General features: G+C 63.5%; 14 protein-coding genes and 1 pseudogene. 7 read left to right on the top strand and 8 right to left on the bottom strand.

Going from position 1 to position 15,141, the window contains the following annotated elements; genetic code table 11:
- Positions 1-35 precede the first annotated feature (35 nt).
- Together G4G31_RS10770 and G4G31_RS10765 are read right to left on the bottom strand one after the other, a co-directional pair.
- Positions 36-1,680: pseudogene (locus tag G4G31_RS10770) on the bottom strand (NAD(P)-binding protein).
- On the bottom strand, positions 1,680-3,191 hold the full coding sequence (locus G4G31_RS10765; RefSeq protein WP_182991415.1) for a polyamine aminopropyltransferase: 1,512 nt from the start codon (positions 3,189-3,191) through the stop codon (positions 1,680-1,682). Before G4G31_RS10765 ends, G4G31_RS10770 begins: the two are co-directional and overlap by 1 nt.
- A 62-nt stretch (positions 3,192-3,253) precedes the next feature.
- Here G4G31_RS10765 and G4G31_RS10760 point away from each other — a divergent pair, with 62 nt between their 5' ends.
- From G4G31_RS10760 to G4G31_RS10735, 7 genes are read left to right on the top strand one after another with little or no spacing between them, the layout of a single operon-like run.
- Positions 3,254-3,640, top strand: coding sequence for a DUF350 domain-containing protein (locus G4G31_RS10760; protein WP_229425509.1), 387 nt, complete (start codon positions 3,254-3,256; stop codon positions 3,638-3,640).
- 29 nt (positions 3,641-3,669) lie between these two features.
- Positions 3,670-4,713, top strand: coding sequence for an SPFH domain-containing protein (locus tag G4G31_RS10755; protein WP_182991414.1), 1,044 nt, complete (start codon positions 3,670-3,672; stop codon positions 4,711-4,713).
- A 10-nt stretch (positions 4,714-4,723) separates the two neighbouring features.
- A complete protein-coding gene (locus G4G31_RS25730; protein ID WP_229425508.1) occupies positions 4,724-5,617 on the top strand; it encodes a DUF4178 domain-containing protein in 894 nt (297 codons plus the stop codon).
- Entirely contained in the window at positions 5,541-6,179 is a 639-nt protein-coding gene (locus G4G31_RS25725) for a DUF4178 domain-containing protein (protein WP_229425507.1), read from the top strand. Before G4G31_RS25730 ends, G4G31_RS25725 begins: the two co-directional genes overlap by 77 nt.
- Positions 6,180-6,182: 3 nt before the next feature.
- A complete protein-coding gene (locus G4G31_RS10745; protein ID WP_182991413.1) occupies positions 6,183-6,362 on the top strand; it encodes a hypothetical protein in 180 nt (59 codons plus the stop codon).
- Positions 6,359-6,724 (top strand): adenosylmethionine decarboxylase, encoded by a 366-nt coding sequence (speD, locus tag G4G31_RS10740; RefSeq protein ID WP_182991412.1) that lies wholly within the window; start codon positions 6,359-6,361, stop codon positions 6,722-6,724. The genes G4G31_RS10745 and speD overlap by 4 nt, the downstream gene beginning before the upstream one ends.
- 33 nt (positions 6,725-6,757) lie before the next feature.
- Complete coding sequence (locus G4G31_RS10735) at positions 6,758-8,008, top strand: CaiB/BaiF CoA-transferase family protein (protein ID WP_182991411.1); 1,251 nt, start codon at positions 6,758-6,760, stop codon at positions 8,006-8,008.
- Between the two features lie 106 nt (positions 8,009-8,114).
- Here the strand turns inward: G4G31_RS10735 and G4G31_RS10730 are convergent, their stop codons facing one another.
- From G4G31_RS10730 to G4G31_RS10710, 6 genes are all read right to left on the bottom strand, one after another.
- Positions 8,115-8,441, bottom strand: a complete 327-nt coding sequence (locus tag G4G31_RS10730; protein ID WP_182991410.1) for a hypothetical protein — start codon at positions 8,439-8,441, stop codon at positions 8,115-8,117.
- A 684-nt stretch (positions 8,442-9,125) separates the two neighbouring features.
- Positions 9,126-9,281, bottom strand: a complete 156-nt coding sequence (locus G4G31_RS24705) for a hypothetical protein (protein WP_183108179.1) — start codon at positions 9,279-9,281, stop codon at positions 9,126-9,128.
- Between the two features lie 27 nt (positions 9,282-9,308).
- A complete protein-coding gene (locus tag G4G31_RS10725; protein ID WP_182991409.1) occupies positions 9,309-9,617 on the bottom strand; it encodes a hypothetical protein in 309 nt (102 codons plus the stop codon).
- 274 nt (positions 9,618-9,891) lie between these two features.
- On the bottom strand, positions 9,892-10,845 hold the full coding sequence (locus tag G4G31_RS10720; protein ID WP_182991408.1) for a hypothetical protein: 954 nt from the start codon (positions 10,843-10,845) through the stop codon (positions 9,892-9,894).
- 7 nt (positions 10,846-10,852) lie between these two features.
- Positions 10,853-12,265, bottom strand: a complete 1,413-nt coding sequence (locus tag G4G31_RS10715) for a hypothetical protein (RefSeq protein WP_182991407.1) — start codon at positions 12,263-12,265, stop codon at positions 10,853-10,855.
- Between the two features lie 22 nt (positions 12,266-12,287).
- Complete coding sequence (locus G4G31_RS10710; RefSeq protein ID WP_182991406.1) at positions 12,288-15,101, bottom strand: type VI secretion system Vgr family protein; 2,814 nt, start codon at positions 15,099-15,101, stop codon at positions 12,288-12,290.
- Positions 15,102-15,141: the final 40 nt, after the last annotated feature.

The raw sequence follows: 15,141 nt of genomic DNA, 5'->3' as shown, positions 1-15,141 counted from the left end.
AACCGCCGCGTTCCCGCGGCGGTAACGAGCCGCCATCACCCCAAGGCCCGCTCCGCCGCCCTCCAACCCCACCACGACGCCTCCTCGAACACCGAAAACCCCGACAGATCCGCATGCGCGAACAGGATCGGCCCGTCCGCCTCGCGCAGCGCCGCCAGCCCCGCATTGCTGCGAAATCCCGGCCCCGGAATGGCCATCGCATGCGCCCGCAGCGTGATGTCGACCCGCTCCACGCAAGGCGCCAGCGTCCAGCCATAGGCCGCCTTCAGGTCGGCCGCCGCCAGCGCGATCAACTCTTCCTTCGACGCCGACTGCATCCATGTGCGTGCGTCCTGGGGCCTGCGGTCCGCCAGCGCCACATAGGCCGTGTACACGCTGCGCTCGGCGGGCGTGACGCGGATATCCTGGTGGGTCGAGACCACATAGCCCAGCCCGTGCGCGCCCTGCGCACCCTGCGCACCCTGCACCACGTTGTCCCGGAGAGCGGAACCGCCTCGCCACCCTGCTCGCGCTCGCGCGGCGGCTCGCGCAGCACGAAGTTCGCCACCAGCCAGGGCGCGTACTCCGGCAGGTGGCGCCGCGCATCGAACCCATGCGCCGCCATGTCCTCGACCACGCGCGCCGCCACGAACAGCGGCATCGCGCAGATCGCCCGGCGCGCGCGCACCAGGAAGCTGGTCGGCACGCCAGCTTCAAAGCGGAAGCACAGCGCCTCGACGCCGCCACCAACGCGCCGCAAGGGAGACCGCTGTACCCGGCCGCCGCGCGACGCCTGCGCGCGCAGCGCTGTCCGCCATGCCGGCCACCAGCGGCGCCAGTCCGCCGGGCCAGGTCAGCACGGCCGCATCCTCGGCGTTCGCGGCCTGGCCGCTCCTGCCGGCGAAATAATGCAGGCCCGCCCAGGCCGAGACGCGGTCGAGCGTGGCGCCGTAATCGTCGCGGCAGCAGTAGTCCAGGTACCAGCGCAGGCTGGGCGCACGGTAGCCTTCGTGCGTCAGCCAGTCGGCAAAGCTGATGCGGTCGAGCGCCGCATGTGCGGGGTCGTTCGACGACAGCGCCGACGGGAACACGAACATGCGCCGACCATCCAGCCCGTGCTCGCCGCGCAGGCGTGCCATGTGGGCGAAGAAGCGGCGCTGCTCGGCCAGCTCCGCCGGGCCCACGCCGACGGTCGGCAGCAGCCCCTCCTGCCAGCGCCCGTTCACCAGCAGCCGCTCCTCGGGAGCATGCACCAGGCGCCGCTCGTCATAGGTCGGACGCGCTCCATACGGGTCACGCTCGATGACGCCGAGATCGGAAAGGATGGCACGCACATGCGTCGACTCCATCGAGGGCAGCGGCAGGTAGTGCGCCCCGTCGGGCTTTCGAGCTCGCCGTAGCGCGCGCCAGCCGCGTTCCCGAACGCCTGGGGGCCGTCGACGACAAGCGCGCGCGCGCCCCCTCCTTCCCCAGCTTCCAGGCTGCCGTCAAGCCGGCCACGCCGGAGCCCAGCACCAGCACGTCGGTGTCGATGCGCGATGCCGGCGGCGGCGGGTGGCGCAGGTCGCGCAGGAAGTGGCCTTCGGCACGGCCCGGATAATGCACGTTCGGCGTGATTTCCTGGAAGTGGCTGAAGCCGGCCGCGCTGCCCAGGGCCGCAAGACCTGCGCCGGCACCTGCCAGGAAGGAGCGGCGGTCCATCAGCGGATCACCTGGCGCCAGTCGTTTTCGAACTCGTGCACCAGCGACTGGGTGTTGAGCCGGTTGGGCGGCATCGCACGCCGCGCCATGTCGGGCGGGAAGGCGAACATCTCGCGCGTGGTCTCCCCATTCAGGTAGCGCATCGGCAGCGTGTACTGCGACGGCGGCGCGAAATCGGCCTGGGGCGACGCCATGATGAAGCCCCATTCGCCGAACGAGGGCACGTACAGGTGGTACGGCCAGGTGCGCATGCCTACTTCGCGCAGCGTGGCGTCCACTGTCCAGTAGGCGTTCGGCGCGAAATACGGCGAGGTCGACTGCACCACCACCAGGCCGTTCGCGGCCATGTGTTTTTTCAGGATGCCGTAGAAAGGGACCGAATACAGTTTACCGAGCGAGAAGCTCGACGGGTCGGGGAAGTCGACGATGACGGCGTCGAACATGTCGCGGCTTTCCTGCAGCCAGACCGCGGCATCGGTGTTCACCACTTTCACGCGCGGGTCGGCGAAGGCACCCCGGTTCAGCTTCACCAGCTCGGGGCGGGTCGTAAACGCTCCCGTCATGGCCGGATCGAGGTCGACCAGGGTTACCGATTCGATGTGCCTGTAGCGCAGCACTTCGCGTAGCGCCAGTCCGTCGCCGCCGCCGAGGATCAGCACGCGCCGCGCCCAGGGCAGCTGCTGCAGCGCCGGATGGACCAGCGCCTCGTGGTAGCGGTATTCGTCGCGCGAGGAGAACTGCAGGTTGCCGTTGATGTAGAGGCGCAGGTCGTCCTTCCAGCGTGTGATCACCAGGCGCTGGTAGGGCGTGGTGGTGGAATACACGATGTCGTCGCCGAACAGGCCGCGCTCGCCCCAGCCGACCATGCGGTCAGACAGCGTGAACCCGAGCGCCAGCGCCAGCAGCACGGCGCAGGCGCGCAGCACCCGTCCGCCGAGGCCTGTCAGTTCGAGACGGAAGGCATACAGCGTCCACAGCGCCACGCCGACATTGAGCATGCCGAACAGGAAGCCGGTGCGCACCAGCCCCAGGTGCGGCGCCAGTACCAGCGGGAACAGCAGCGACACGGCCAGCGCGCCGAGGTAATCGAAGGTCAGCACCCGGCTCACCAGTTCGGCGAATTCGGTGCGCCGCTCGTTGAGCGCGCGCATCACCAGCGGCACCTCCATCCCGACGAACATCCCGATCAGGAACACCAGCGTGTAGAGCAGCGTGCGAAATGGCGCCGCCATCCAGGTGAAGGCCATGAACAGCAGGGCCGCCGAGACGCCTCCGATCAGGCCGACCGCCAGTTCGATGTCGATGAAGCGCGCCAGTACGTCCTCGTCCTTCACATACTTCGAAAAGTGGGCACCGACGCCCATGGCGAACAGATAGCAGCCGATGATGGTCGAAAACTGGAGGACCGAGTCGCCCAGCAAGTAGCTCGACAGGGCACCGGCAATGAGTTCATAGGCCAGTCCGCAGGAGGCGACAACGAAAACCGACAGTATTAGAATTCTTTTGGTCATGAAACAAGTTTTGCCTTAAGATCGCTCTGCCTAGACAGAAAGACACTTCTCTGGAGAAATTTGTGCCCGCCATCCTAAACTATCTGCTGCATCTCGCGACGGCAATCGCGATGGTCATGGCATTTTTTGTGGTGTACACCCGGGTCACGCCCTATGACGAGGTGCACCTCATCCGCGAAGGCAATTGCGCGGCAGCCCTGTCGCTGGGCGGTACCCTGCTCGGCTTTTCCGTCACCCTCGCCTCGGCGCTGACCTATACCGGCAACTACTATCAGTTCCTCGGCTGGGGCGCGGTCGGCATGCTGGTGCAGCTGCTGGTCTTCCTGGTCGCGACGCGCCTCCTGCGCATGTCGAAGGACCAGATCGAGTCCGGCAACAGTGCCTTCGGCGGCCTGCTGGGCGCCATTTCGCTGTCCATCGGCCTGATCAACGCCGGCAGCATCTCCTGATTTTCCCCATTCGCCACACGGAGTCCATCATGTCCCTCGGTTCATTCATCAAGAAGCAGTTTATCGACGTCCTGCAGTGGAACGAAGACACGGACGGCGTGCTGGCCTGGCGCTTCCCAATGCAGGACTTCGAAATCCAGAACGGCGCCGTGCTCAACGTGCGCGAGTCGCAGATGGCCGTGTTCGTCGACGAGGGCCGCATCGCCGACGTGTTCGGCCCGGGCACACATACGCTCACCACGCGCACCCTGCCCCTGCTGACCAACCTGAAGAACTGGGACAAACTGTTCGATTCGCCGTTCAAGTCGGACGTCTACTTCTTCAGCACGCGCCTGCAGACCGGCCGCAAGTGGGGCACGCCGCAGCCGATCACGATCCGCGATAAGGACTTCGACATGATCCGGGTGCGCGCCTTCGGCATGTACTCCTACCGCATCAGCGATCCGCGCGCCTTTTTCACCGAGATCAGCGGCACCCGCGCGGCCTATACGCGCGACGAGGTCGAGGACCAGCTGCGCGGCATCCTGATGGCGACGATGGCTTCGTCGCTCGGCAGCGCCAACGTCGCCTTCCTGGACATGGCGGCCAACCAGGCCCTGATGGCGCAGCAGGTACGCAGCGACCTTGCCACCGCGTTCGCGCGCTACGGCATCGGCCTGGACGAATTCAACGTCGCCAGCGTCAGCCTGCCGGAAGAACTGCAGGCCGCGCTGGACGAGCGCATCTCGGCCGGCATGAAGGGCGGATTGTCGGGCGCGAAAATGGCCGGCTTCACCCAGTTCCGGGTGGCCAGCAGCATCCCGCTGGCGGCCCAGAACGAGGGCGGGCTGGCCGGCATCGGCGCCGGCGTCGGTGCCGGCATGGCGGTCGGCCAGGCGATGGCGCAGGGACTTGGCGGCGCCTTTGCCCAGCCGGGCACGGCAGCTCCCGGCGCGCCGGCGGTTCCCGCCGCGGCCGATGACTCCATCGAGACGCGCCTGGCCAAGCTGAAGGGCCTGCTCGACAAGGGTTTGATTTCCGCCGCCGACTACGACAGCACCAAGGCCGAACTCCTGAAAAAGCTGATCGGCTAAGCCGGCCTCGATGCAGAACGTAGCCTGCCCTTCCTGCGGCGCCCCGGTCCAATTCCGTTCGCACGCCTCCGTCATGGCGGTGTGCGAATATTGCCGCGCGAGCGTCGTGAAAGACGCCGATGCGGTACGCGACCTCGGCAAGATGTCCGAGGTGCTGGAAGACTATTCGCCAATCCAGGTCGGCACCGCCGGCAGCCATGCGGGCCGCGCCTTTACCGTCGTCGGCCGCATCCAGCTGCGCTACCGGGCCGGCATCTGGAACGAGTGGTATCTGCTGTTCGACGATGGGCAGGCCGGCTGGCTGGGCGATGCGTCCGGCCAGTTCATGCTGACGATCCCGCAGCCGAACGGCTGGACACGCTGGCCCGCATTCGCGGAGCTCCGCCCCGGCCAGAACTACCTGGTCGGCGACGCCCGCGTCACCGCCTCCGACGTGCGCGAGGCCGACTGCATCGGCGGCCAGGGCGAGCTGCCGTTTCGCGTCGGCGCCGGCTGGCAGGCGCGCGTGGCCGACTTCCGCCGCGAGCGCGACTTCCTGACCCTCGACTACTCCGATGGCGAGGCGCCCCTGCTCTACAAGGGCTACGCGGTCACCCCTGCCGGAGCTGAAAGCCCAGCTGCTGCGCGACGAGGAACAGATCAAGACGAGCGCCGGCAAATACCGCGGCCGCGTCGAGTCCCTGCTCTGCCCGTCCTGCGGCAGCGCGATCGGCTACCTGCCGGGCATGGCGACCAACCTCGTCTGCCCGTCGTGCACGGCACGCCTGGACGCGACCACGCCGCAGGTACAGGTGCTGGAACAGGGCGAACGGGCCGAGCGCCGCAACATGTCGCTGCCGCTGGGCGCTGTCGCGAAGATCGGCAACGGGAGCTACCGCGTGCTCGGCGCCATGGTGCGGGTTGACGAAGAAGGCAGCGAATGGTCGGAGTACCTGATGTTCAGCCCGACCGGCGCGTTTTTCTGGCTGGTCGAGACCAACGAAGGCTGGTCGCGTGCCCAGGTACTCGACGCATGGCCGGTGCCGGCCGAACCCGCGTCCCTTTCGGTCAGCCTCGAGGGCATCGCCTACCGCAAACTCTACGACTACGAAGCACGGGTCGAGCATGTGGTGGGCGCCTTTGATTGGCGCGTGGCGCGCGGTGACACTGTGCGCGTAAGCGAATTCGAACGCGGCACGGCGCGCCTGGCCGCCGAATGGAACACGGACGAACTGACCTGGACGCGCTCGACGCCGGTGGCGCTCGACCAGCTGCGTGCCTGGTTCGGTACGAGTGCGCCCAAGCTGGCGCAGGCCCAGCCTTCCGCATCGCCCGACATGTTCGGCAAGGTCGGCCGCTGCCTGCTTTGGCTGCTGGGGCTGAACGTCGTCCCGCTGCTCTTCAATTTTTCCGGCGTGTTCTTCCTGCTGCTGCTCGGCGCCCTGGCGCTGGCGCTGCCGGCCATGCTTGCTCCAGGCAGCGACTGACCCATGAAAAAGTACTACATGCTCTACGCCGTTGCCGTCATCGTGGTGATCACGCTCCTCAGCTGGCTGTCGATGTTCGGGGCCAGCAGCAGCTCCGGGGGCCGCTGGTACTCGCGCGGCGGCTCGTATTCGAGCGGCTCGTATTCGGGCGGCGGTTCCTATTCCGGCGGCGGCCACAAGTGACGGCGACCGCCCTTCACCGTCCGGCTGGCCTGCACCTGCTGGCCGACCTGCACGGCATTACGCCAAGCCTGCTGGTCGACGCGGACCGTATCGACGCCCTGCTGCGCGAAGCGGCGCTGGCGGCCGGCGCGCGCGTCCTGCACAGCCACTTCCATACCTTCGGCCCCGGCATGGGCGTGACGGGCGTACTGCTGCTGGCCGAATCGCATATTTCGATCCATACGTGGCCGGAAGTCGGCTTCGCCGCCGCCGACATCTTCATGTGCGGCGCCGCCCAGCCGCAGCTGGCCCTCGCGCTGATCGAAGCGAGCCTGCAACCCGCATCGCGCACAGTCAGGACGGTCGAGCGCGGCCAGCTATAATCGCGCTTCGTTCGACTTGCCAAAGAGATCAGAATGACCCAATCCGGTTCCAATCCCGGCGCCAGCAAGGCGCTCGGGCATATCCGCGTCCTCGACCTGTCGCGTGTCCTGGCAGGCCCCTGGTGCTCGCAAAACCTCGCCGACCTCGGCGCCGACGTCATCAAGATCGAGCGTCCCGGCAGCGGCGACGATACACGCGCCTGGGGCCCTCCGTACGCCAAGGACGCTTCCGGCAAGGATACCGGCGAGGCGGCCTACTATCTCTCGGCCAACCGCGGCAAGCGTTCGGTGACGGTCGATATCGCCAGCTCCGAGGGCCAGGCGCTGATCCGCGAACTGGCGAGCCAGTCGGATGTGGTGCTGGAAAACTTCAAGGTCGGGCACCTGAAGCGCTATGGGCTGGATTACGCCTCGCTCAAGGCCATCAAGCCGGACCTGGTCTACTGCTCCATCACGGGTTTCGGCCAGGATGGGCCGTACGCGCATCGCGCCGGCTACGATTTTCTCATCCAGGGCATGGGCGGGCTGATGTCGGTGACCGGCGAACGCGACGAGCTGCCCGGCGGCGGCCCGCAAAAGGCCGGCGTGGCGTTGACCGACCTGATGACCGGCATGTACGCGACGATTGCCGTGCTGGCCGCGCTGACCCACCGCGACCGCACGGGACTCGGCCAGTACATCGACATGGCCCTGCTGGACACGCAAGTGGCGATGCTGGCCAATGTCGGCAGCAATTACCTCAACAGCGGCAGGCCGCCCAAGCGCTGGGGCAATGCCCACGCGAACATCGTTCCCTACCAGACCTTCGCCTGTTCGGACGGGCACATGATCGTCGCCGCCGGTAACGACGGCCAGTACCAGAAGTTCGTGGAAAGCGGCGGCCGCCCCGAGCTGGCGACCGACCCGCGCTTCGCCACCAACCCGCTGCGCGTGCAGAACCGCGACGTGCTGGTGCCGCTGCTGGCCGAGATGGCGGCCACGCGCACCCGCGACGAATGGATCGCGATGCTGGAGGCGGTGGGCGTGCCCTGCGGGCCGATCAACGACGTCGGCGAAGTCTTCGCGAATGAACAGGTACAGGCGCGCGGCATGGCGATCGAGCTGCCGCACCCGGAAGCGGGCACCGTCAAGCTGGTGCGCAATCCGATGAAGATGTCGGCGACGCCGGCGACCAGCGACGCAGCTCCGCCGCTGCTGGGCCAGCACACGGTCGACGTGCTGCGCGAGGTACTGGGAAAGAGCGAGGACGAAGTCGCAGCGCTGCAGGCACGCGGGATCGTCTGATCGCTTGCGCTGTCGATTGAATGAAAAAGCGGCTGCCCGCGTCATGCGAGACAGCCGCCTCCGTCGATTGGCCGGCTTTGCGCCGGCCAGACGACTCAGTGCAGACTCAGTGCAGCTTGTGCTTGAACTCCGACAGCTCGGCATGCACGCGGGTGACAACCGCTTCCAGATGCGCCGGCATCTGCGGCATAGTGCGGCTCATGCGCTTGGCCTCGTCGCCCATGTCTTCCAGGCTGTCGACGCACTGCACGATGCGCGCCTCGTCGTTCGACTGCATCACATCACGTGCCTGCTGCAATTCACGCGAAATGCGTTCGATACAATCACGCATCTGCGGCGGCGTATCCTGCGACGCGCGGCAAGCCTGCTCGGCTTCGCCGATGGTCTGCTGCAGGTGGCTGTAGCGTTGCTGGATTTCGTTTGCTTGGAGCATGATGACCTCCTTCGAAAAGAGAGCGAATAATTTTAACGCTGCGGATAAATGCGCGCGAGCGGGCGCACATTAGCGTTGGGAAACGAGAATGGCGGACCAATTCAGAATCCGGGGACGAAAATTCGGTCAAATACTGATTCGCGTGCGGGCTCACAAATGACGCCCCGTGAGAGAGATTGTTCGAAATGCCGTCACGCCGCCGGCGCTAATTCATCAGCTGTTTCGCTCGATTAGATGGGGTTGTTTTCGTACCCATCAAGGCCTTGGACATAGGAGGACCGGATGATTCCGGCAGCAAAGATAGAGTAGCGCGTCATTATCCGCCACTGGTCCCACGAGCTAGGAGTCAAGGTTGGTCGGACCGGGACGAAAAAAGGAAATGGCCTAGCTTGCTGAAGGGCTGTAGTACTGCGTAGGCCAAGCAGTCCGAAACCTTCAACCTCCTGCCGAGCTGCTTATTGACGAGGAATCAAGTGGTTGCCGCGCTCCAGTGCTTTTCTCTCAAGTATCGCTATCCGAGCTTTGGACGTCGCGATGTCCTCTTGCACCCAGCGGCCTTGACCGTCGTGCCTGTGCGTCATTGAAATTCGCGCCACTCACCGTGGAGCGGGCGAATGGCCCCGTTTGAATGCGCAAACGGCAGCTTGACGCTTACCGTTGTCCACAGGATCGATACCACTCATCTCATTGATCCAAGTCCGCAGGCAACAGCTTCACCACCAATTCCCCTTTGTCGCCCGGCACGAGGCAAAACGTGCCGTAATATCCCATGGCATTTGATTCTTTGAGTTTCGCGGCAAGGTAGACAGCGTAAGCATGATCTAAACGAAGTGTTTGCAAGGTCCGCTGTTCAGTTAAAGGCAGCGCCTACCCGTACGAAATGCAGTCCTTGGGCTTAAGCAAGAGCGGCTTCTCATCTGAGGTGACGGCCGTATACCACTGCTCTTCAGGAAGCACTCCTGGACGGATCGCTTTCGCATCGGATACAAGAATTGAATAAAGTGAGACTCCATCACGGGTTTCTTTATTCGAGGGTATCGAGAAGCACACACTTCCTTTGGTGCTCTTTACTTCAGCCTGCTCAAGGCGAGAAATGGCCAAACAATCAACGCCAACGAGCATCGTTGCGACCAATACACTGCAAACGAAAATTGCCCGTAACGGCTCAGTGCTCATGTCATGCTCCACGTAATTCCATTGCGAATTAGTTTCAAGCATGGATTGTTGGATAATTTAAAGGGCTCGAATGCTCGCCCTTCCAGCATTCGCGGTCGACATCTCAGATGGTAGCGACCTATAGCGAGTTGGCGGAGCTCATTTAAAGTCTCTCATTACCTGCGAAGTCTTCATCCCACCCCATCTCTAGTTCTGCTGACATTTGGAAACTTAGAATTCTATGATCATTGGTTCCGGCCCCGGGGCAGGACCGATCCATTCGCGCTTGAGCGGCCTAAGATTGATTACTGTCCCATTGCCAGATAGTGCGACCATACCCTGAATCCACGGTCGGCATCGCTTCACCCTTCCGAAATAAACGCCGAGATTCCGTTTTTGCGGGTGTAAAGTAAAACCCGGTCTCTGGGCAAGCCTGGCCGCCAGGAACACGGATATGTTGCGCAGCAGTCGTCGCGTCGTTCCGAACGATGCCCTGCGCACCGGAAGCGCGTTCGACGAGATACCACGTACAGTTTCGCTCCTCCAGGATTGGCTCTTCGTCATATTGCTCACCTGTTGTTGGGTGCAAGATCGGGCGCATTCCGGTGCGTACCTTCGTCGTAGGCGCTGTCTCATATCTGACGAACAAGAATTGGGCGCAACTTCCTTCCACATCGGGCACATAAATACCGCTGCGCTCGAGTTTCTGTCCCGTTGCGACCGATACGTTTGCTTGGACTTGGTACATGGGCCATTGGGCAGGAGGATTTAGTGGCCCGAAGTAATCGTTGTATTCAGCCAAATCGAATGGCCCCCACCCAGCCCGCTCAGTACGAGAAATATTGCGAGCTAGCATAATTGCCTTGTCTAGAAGCTCTCCGTAGATATTCTCGTCCGACCGGGGCATCCATCCGGACCAGTAGTCCATTTGGCCTTTGAAATCGCTCTGCACTCCCCATGAGCAAGTCAGACCAAGAAAATCACCATGGGTCAATAGAATGTAACCTGAGTGTAAACTCTCTAGGGTTTTGCGGAAGTTCGGGATAACACGATGCCCCCAGACGACATCGGGCTGCTCCGGCAAAGGACGCGAACGATAGTTCTTGGGTAAATTCCGCATACAATTGTCAAGGCAAGCTTCCAAATGTTTGACCATCTCAGCCCAAGTGTCGCGGAGTTCGCAAAAATATTCCGCTGATATGTAGCGCTCGAGAAGGAATACCTCTTGAGAATTTAGGACTGGTTTCATTTTTTCCTTAGCGAACGTGGTTGCGTTGAACGGGAACCCCGACTAGGCTATTGCTTGTCCCTAAGTCGTCGTATCCCCACCCGGTTTTTTGCCGTGGACTCAGATGGGACTTATCCATATGCGACGGGTCGACGACTATCTGGCGTGCGCCCCCTTCAAGGACAAAATCGGTCTTCTCCATCCGTTGCGATGCGGTTACCCCTTCCCAGACTTTCAGGCCTGATCCTGGTGGAACGGTATAGACAACGAACTCTCCATTGCTGTTCCAGTTTGCCCATACAGCGAAGCGTCGCCTCCAATCATCTTTCGACTTCAGCTTCTTAAACTCGGACTCGCTCATCCAGCAAATGCTGTTATCGAAAGAGGTCGGATCGACGATACGGTACAGCTTTGTCCCAGGCGGAATTGTCAACGCTTGAATGGTGTTAAACGTCTCGTGCGCATTGTTGAGTGGATGCCGCCCACGTTTTGGACCAGACACTGTACTTGTCCACCCCGGCGGGGCATTTGGCGGCACAGCGACCTGGGGGTATGCCGCGCTTGGAGTCCTATCGACCCAAGCTGGCTTTCCTTTGTTAAAAGCAGCTAATTCCTCGGCTTCAGACACCTTCGCAAAGGCATGCGGATTCACCGAGTTCAAGTAAGCGCGGTGCGCCATATCGGCTTGTATCTCCAAACGCCGCGCTAGCGCTTCCATCGCATTCCGAATGGGACCGACAGCCCCCGTCAAATGGCAATGCGCTCCCTGCCGTACCTGATCGATCTTCCGGATAAGGTCTGTCGCGTGCGAGGCTACGGTACTGCCACCCCATTTCGTCACCAGACCCAGCAAATGCTTTCCTGCTCCGGCAACGTGGTCGAATGCGCCGATCAAGGCGGTGGTGTTGACCTTCGCAGCGAGCTTTTTGACCTCTATCGCAAGAAGCCGATGAGGGTTGTCCCACTTCATGGCCTTCAGTGCGGCCACGATTTCTGGGCGGGCGAGAAATCTGTTTAGCTGAACGATAGCCTCGTCGAGATGTAAGGATAGGCGTGGCGTCACGCCGCTGACCGCACCCGCCTTTCGCATTCCGGCAAACATGACCTTGAGGGAGCCTTTCAGTAGCGAGCCAAGCCCAGGGATCAGCCCGATCAAGGTCAAGGCGAGCGTGAACCAGTGCCACTTTTGCGAAGGTTCTTCATCGAGCTTCTTGCAGTTCGCGACCAGATCACGCACGTCACACAGCTGATCGACAAACGGAATCATGGAAATGATCGTCCCGGTTACGACCTGCGCGGTGCTGGCGCTATCGTTAAAGTCCCCCTGCAGCACTTCCCAGATCCACTCGGCACCGGCGGCCAAGCTGTTCCTGCCCTCCTTGATCCATTGGGCAGGGGCAGAACAAAACCACGCTAATGCGTTTTCGAACTCGTCGTTCATGTATCGCACTCCAGGGAGATTTTCAGCCGGCGAACATCTTGTCCGCTCTGGATAACATCGCTGTCAAGGGATCCCAGGGCGGATCAGGCAGCGGCGTTCGCTCTTCGTACTCCGCAGAGATCGGCTTCTCGGGCACATTGTCGTGACGAGCATTTCCAGCCTGATCGAGCGTTCCGCTGATGACGACGCCCTCTGCGAACTTGATCTTGTAACCCACGCCTGCCATCGGTTCACCGCTGGCATCCCGGTAGTTAAGCGCGATGAAGTTATTCAGCTTAGCTCCCGCTTCCGGGAAATGAGGGAATTCAGCCGATTGCTTGGCACCTTGGTCAAACAAATGCTTCCCCCCCTTCACCGAAAACTTCCCCGGACAAGCAAACGTAATATCCCCACCCTCCAGCGTGATCGCCGACTGCCCCGCCTGCAGCACGATCTTTTCCTTGGCCTTGATTTCAATGCAGTCATTCACCGAAATCACCGTAATTTCCTTGTCCGCCAGGATCTCCAGCCCATCCGTATGCGCCTGCAGCGACACTGGCCCATTCGCCGCAATCGCCTGGATGCCCCCCGCATGCGTGAACAAGCTGGCGGCACTGCCGGCAACCGAGGACACCGTATGTGCCGCGCTCAGGTGCAGATCCGACTGCGTGGTCCACGCTAATTGTTGGCCGGCGTAGAGCACGGTCGATGCCGGCGTCGCCCAGTTGATCCCGGCCGCCGAATCCATCAGCACGAGCGCGGAACCGAACTTCTCGACCGGCCCCGCGCCATCGAGCTCGCGGCTGCCCGCCCGCGACTTGAGCGCCTGCTGGCCGCCGACTGCGCCCGCATACTTGCCCTTCGCCTTCGGATCGATCTGCTCGATGAACGCGCGCTGTGCCTTCTCCGCGTCCTTGCTGGACAGGGCGCCCTGCTGTGTGGCCGCGTCGAACAGGGTCTTGCCGAGTGCCTGCGCACCCTTCAGCATCGACACCGCTTCAAGCGTATCCATCTGCGTCGAGGGCACGCCGCAGCCCTGGCACGCACGTGCGCTGGTCGACAGCAGCACGCCCTCCCCGCCGCGCACGACACCCCAGGCGTCGGTGCGCAGCTCGAAGCCGCTGCCGCGGTAGGCACCGCGTGTGCTTGAACCCGGCGCTTGCTGGATCAGGTAGCCCAGGTTCAGTTGGGTAGCTGCGGTGCTGGTGGCAAGGCGCGTGCGCACCTGTCCCGCCGTGTCGTCCAGCTGCCATTGGTTGAAACCGCTGCCGTCGAAGTTGCGGCTGTGGATGCCCGACAGCGTTCCAGCGTGGTCGGCGCCGGACTCCACGCCGGCAGGAAACGGCGGCGTGTCGACGCCGTTGTGGAGCTGGGCGACGATGAGGGGACGGTCGATGTCGCCCTCGACGAAATCGACCAGTACTTCGGTGCCGACACGTGGCGTGAAGAGCGTGCCCCAGTTCGGCCCGGCCAGTGCTTCGGCCACGCGCACCCAGGTGCCGGATGTCTCGTTCCCTGGCGCGCAGCCGGCGTCGTCGGTGTCGTGGGCCATTCCGCCGGAGTTGGGGGACGCGCCACGCTGCCAGGCAAACTGGATGCGCACCTGATGGTCGCGCGTGGTGGTCGAAACCGCGTCGGTCAGGCCGACCACCAGCGCTGCCTGCGCGCCAAGAGCCGTCGTGCGGCGCAGCGCCGCGGTCGCTGCCGGCACGATCGCAACGGTATCGCGCACGCAGGCGAAGCGGTTGCGATAGCTGCCCTTCTCCACGCCACGCTCGCCGCCGGCGATGCCGGTCTCGAAATTATTGCGTGCTTCGTGCTCCACCCACAGCACCGTGAAGACATTCTCGCCCTCGGGATAGCGCTCGTGCTGGGTGAGCGCGAAGCCGTGACCGGCGGCCAGGCGCCGTACCGCGCCGGCGCCGCTGAACACCTTGTTGTCCCGCTCCAGCGCTTGCAGCATCAACCGGCTGTGCGCGTCAGCCGCGCCCCGGTCGGCGAAGCGCCGCTCGCCACTGCCGTCATGCACCTGCATACCCGGCAGCTCGCCGGCATCGAGCATCGACTGCTGTTCGGCGGCGGGCGCGAGCAGTTGCGCCGGGTGCCAGCTGCTGCTGGCGACCGCGTTCGCCGCGACGCTGCGGCGCGCACCGAACCCGTCGATGGCGTCGTCTTCCTCGGTGGCGCGCACGCCGTGGAAACGCAGTGCTGCCCCACCTGGGGTGGCTGGGGCCTGCGCAGCGCTGTCGAAGACGACGAGGCGGTGCCCGCCCTGATCCTCTTCCTGCGCGTGCTCGAAGCGCCAGCTCAGGCCCTCTAGTGCGAGCAGCCGGGTGAAGAAATCGAGATCGCTTTCGCGGTACTGGGTGCAGATGGGGCGCACTGGCAGCGCCTGGGTGATGTCGAAATCGAAGCGCACCTGCGGATAATCGGCCAGCAGTTCGGTGACGATATCGCGCGCGTTCTTGTCCTGGAAAATGTAGCTGTCGCGACGCAGGCCCAGCAGCGCCAGCGCCGGCTCCAGGCGCAAGCGGTAGCGGGCAACGCCGCCGTCGGCGCCCATCCACGCCGCGCCCGTGCACAGGCCATGCCAGAAGCGCCGGCTGCCGTCGGGCTGCAGCAGGCCCAGGCGCAGCTCTTCGCCAAGAAACAGCGCAAGGTCGAGGTCGGCCGAGGTGCTCAGCGCATCGACTTCGAAACAGAACAGTTCGTTGATCGCTTCGCGGCCCGTGATCCGCTCGGCGGCCAACGATTCAGGGAGCTCGCTTTCCTGCGGGGTGGTGAGGGTAATGAGCCGTGCGTGCTGGCCGAGGCCCGTACCGAACAGGGCCGAAAGTGAAAAATCGGACGCGTTCATGCGCGGCCCGGCAATGCCATCGTTGCCATCTGGAGAGCTC

The sequence above is a fragment of the Massilia sp. Se16.2.3 genome (assembly GCF_014171595.1).
Classification (GTDB): domain Bacteria; phylum Pseudomonadota; class Gammaproteobacteria; order Burkholderiales; family Burkholderiaceae_D; genus Telluria.
Note: the sequence above shows the minus strand (reverse complement) of the source record. Positions and strands in the feature narration are given on the sequence as shown.

Excerpts from the sequence above, each read along its gene's own strand:
- G4G31_RS10765 (WP_182991415.1), bottom strand. The coding sequence starts at position 3,191 with ATGACCAAAAGAATTCTAATACTGTCGGTTTTCGTTGTCGCCTCCTGC.
- G4G31_RS10755 (WP_182991414.1), top strand. The coding sequence starts at position 3,670 with ATGTCCCTCGGTTCATTCATCAAGAAGCAGTTTATCGACGTCCTGCAG.
- G4G31_RS25730 (WP_229425508.1), top strand. The coding sequence starts at position 4,724 with ATGCAGAACGTAGCCTGCCCTTCCTGCGGCGCCCCGGTCCAATTCCGT.
- G4G31_RS25725 (WP_229425507.1), top strand. The coding sequence starts at position 5,541 with ATGTCGCTGCCGCTGGGCGCTGTCGCGAAGATCGGCAACGGGAGCTAC.
- G4G31_RS10745 (WP_182991413.1), top strand. The coding sequence starts at position 6,183 with ATGAAAAAGTACTACATGCTCTACGCCGTTGCCGTCATCGTGGTGATC.
- G4G31_RS10735 (WP_182991411.1), top strand. The coding sequence starts at position 6,758 with ATGACCCAATCCGGTTCCAATCCCGGCGCCAGCAAGGCGCTCGGGCAT.
- G4G31_RS10730 (WP_182991410.1), bottom strand. The coding sequence starts at position 8,441 with ATGCTCCAAGCAAACGAAATCCAGCAACGCTACAGCCACCTGCAGCAG.
- G4G31_RS10725 (WP_182991409.1), bottom strand. The coding sequence starts at position 9,617 with ATGAGCACTGAGCCGTTACGGGCAATTTTCGTTTGCAGTGTATTGGTC.
- G4G31_RS10720 (WP_182991408.1), bottom strand. The coding sequence starts at position 10,845 with ATGAAACCAGTCCTAAATTCTCAAGAGGTATTCCTTCTCGAGCGCTAC.
- G4G31_RS10715 (WP_182991407.1), bottom strand. The coding sequence starts at position 12,265 with ATGAACGACGAGTTCGAAAACGCATTAGCGTGGTTTTGTTCTGCCCCT.
- G4G31_RS10710 (WP_182991406.1), bottom strand. The coding sequence starts at position 15,101 with ATGAACGCGTCCGATTTTTCACTTTCGGCCCTGTTCGGTACGGGCCTC.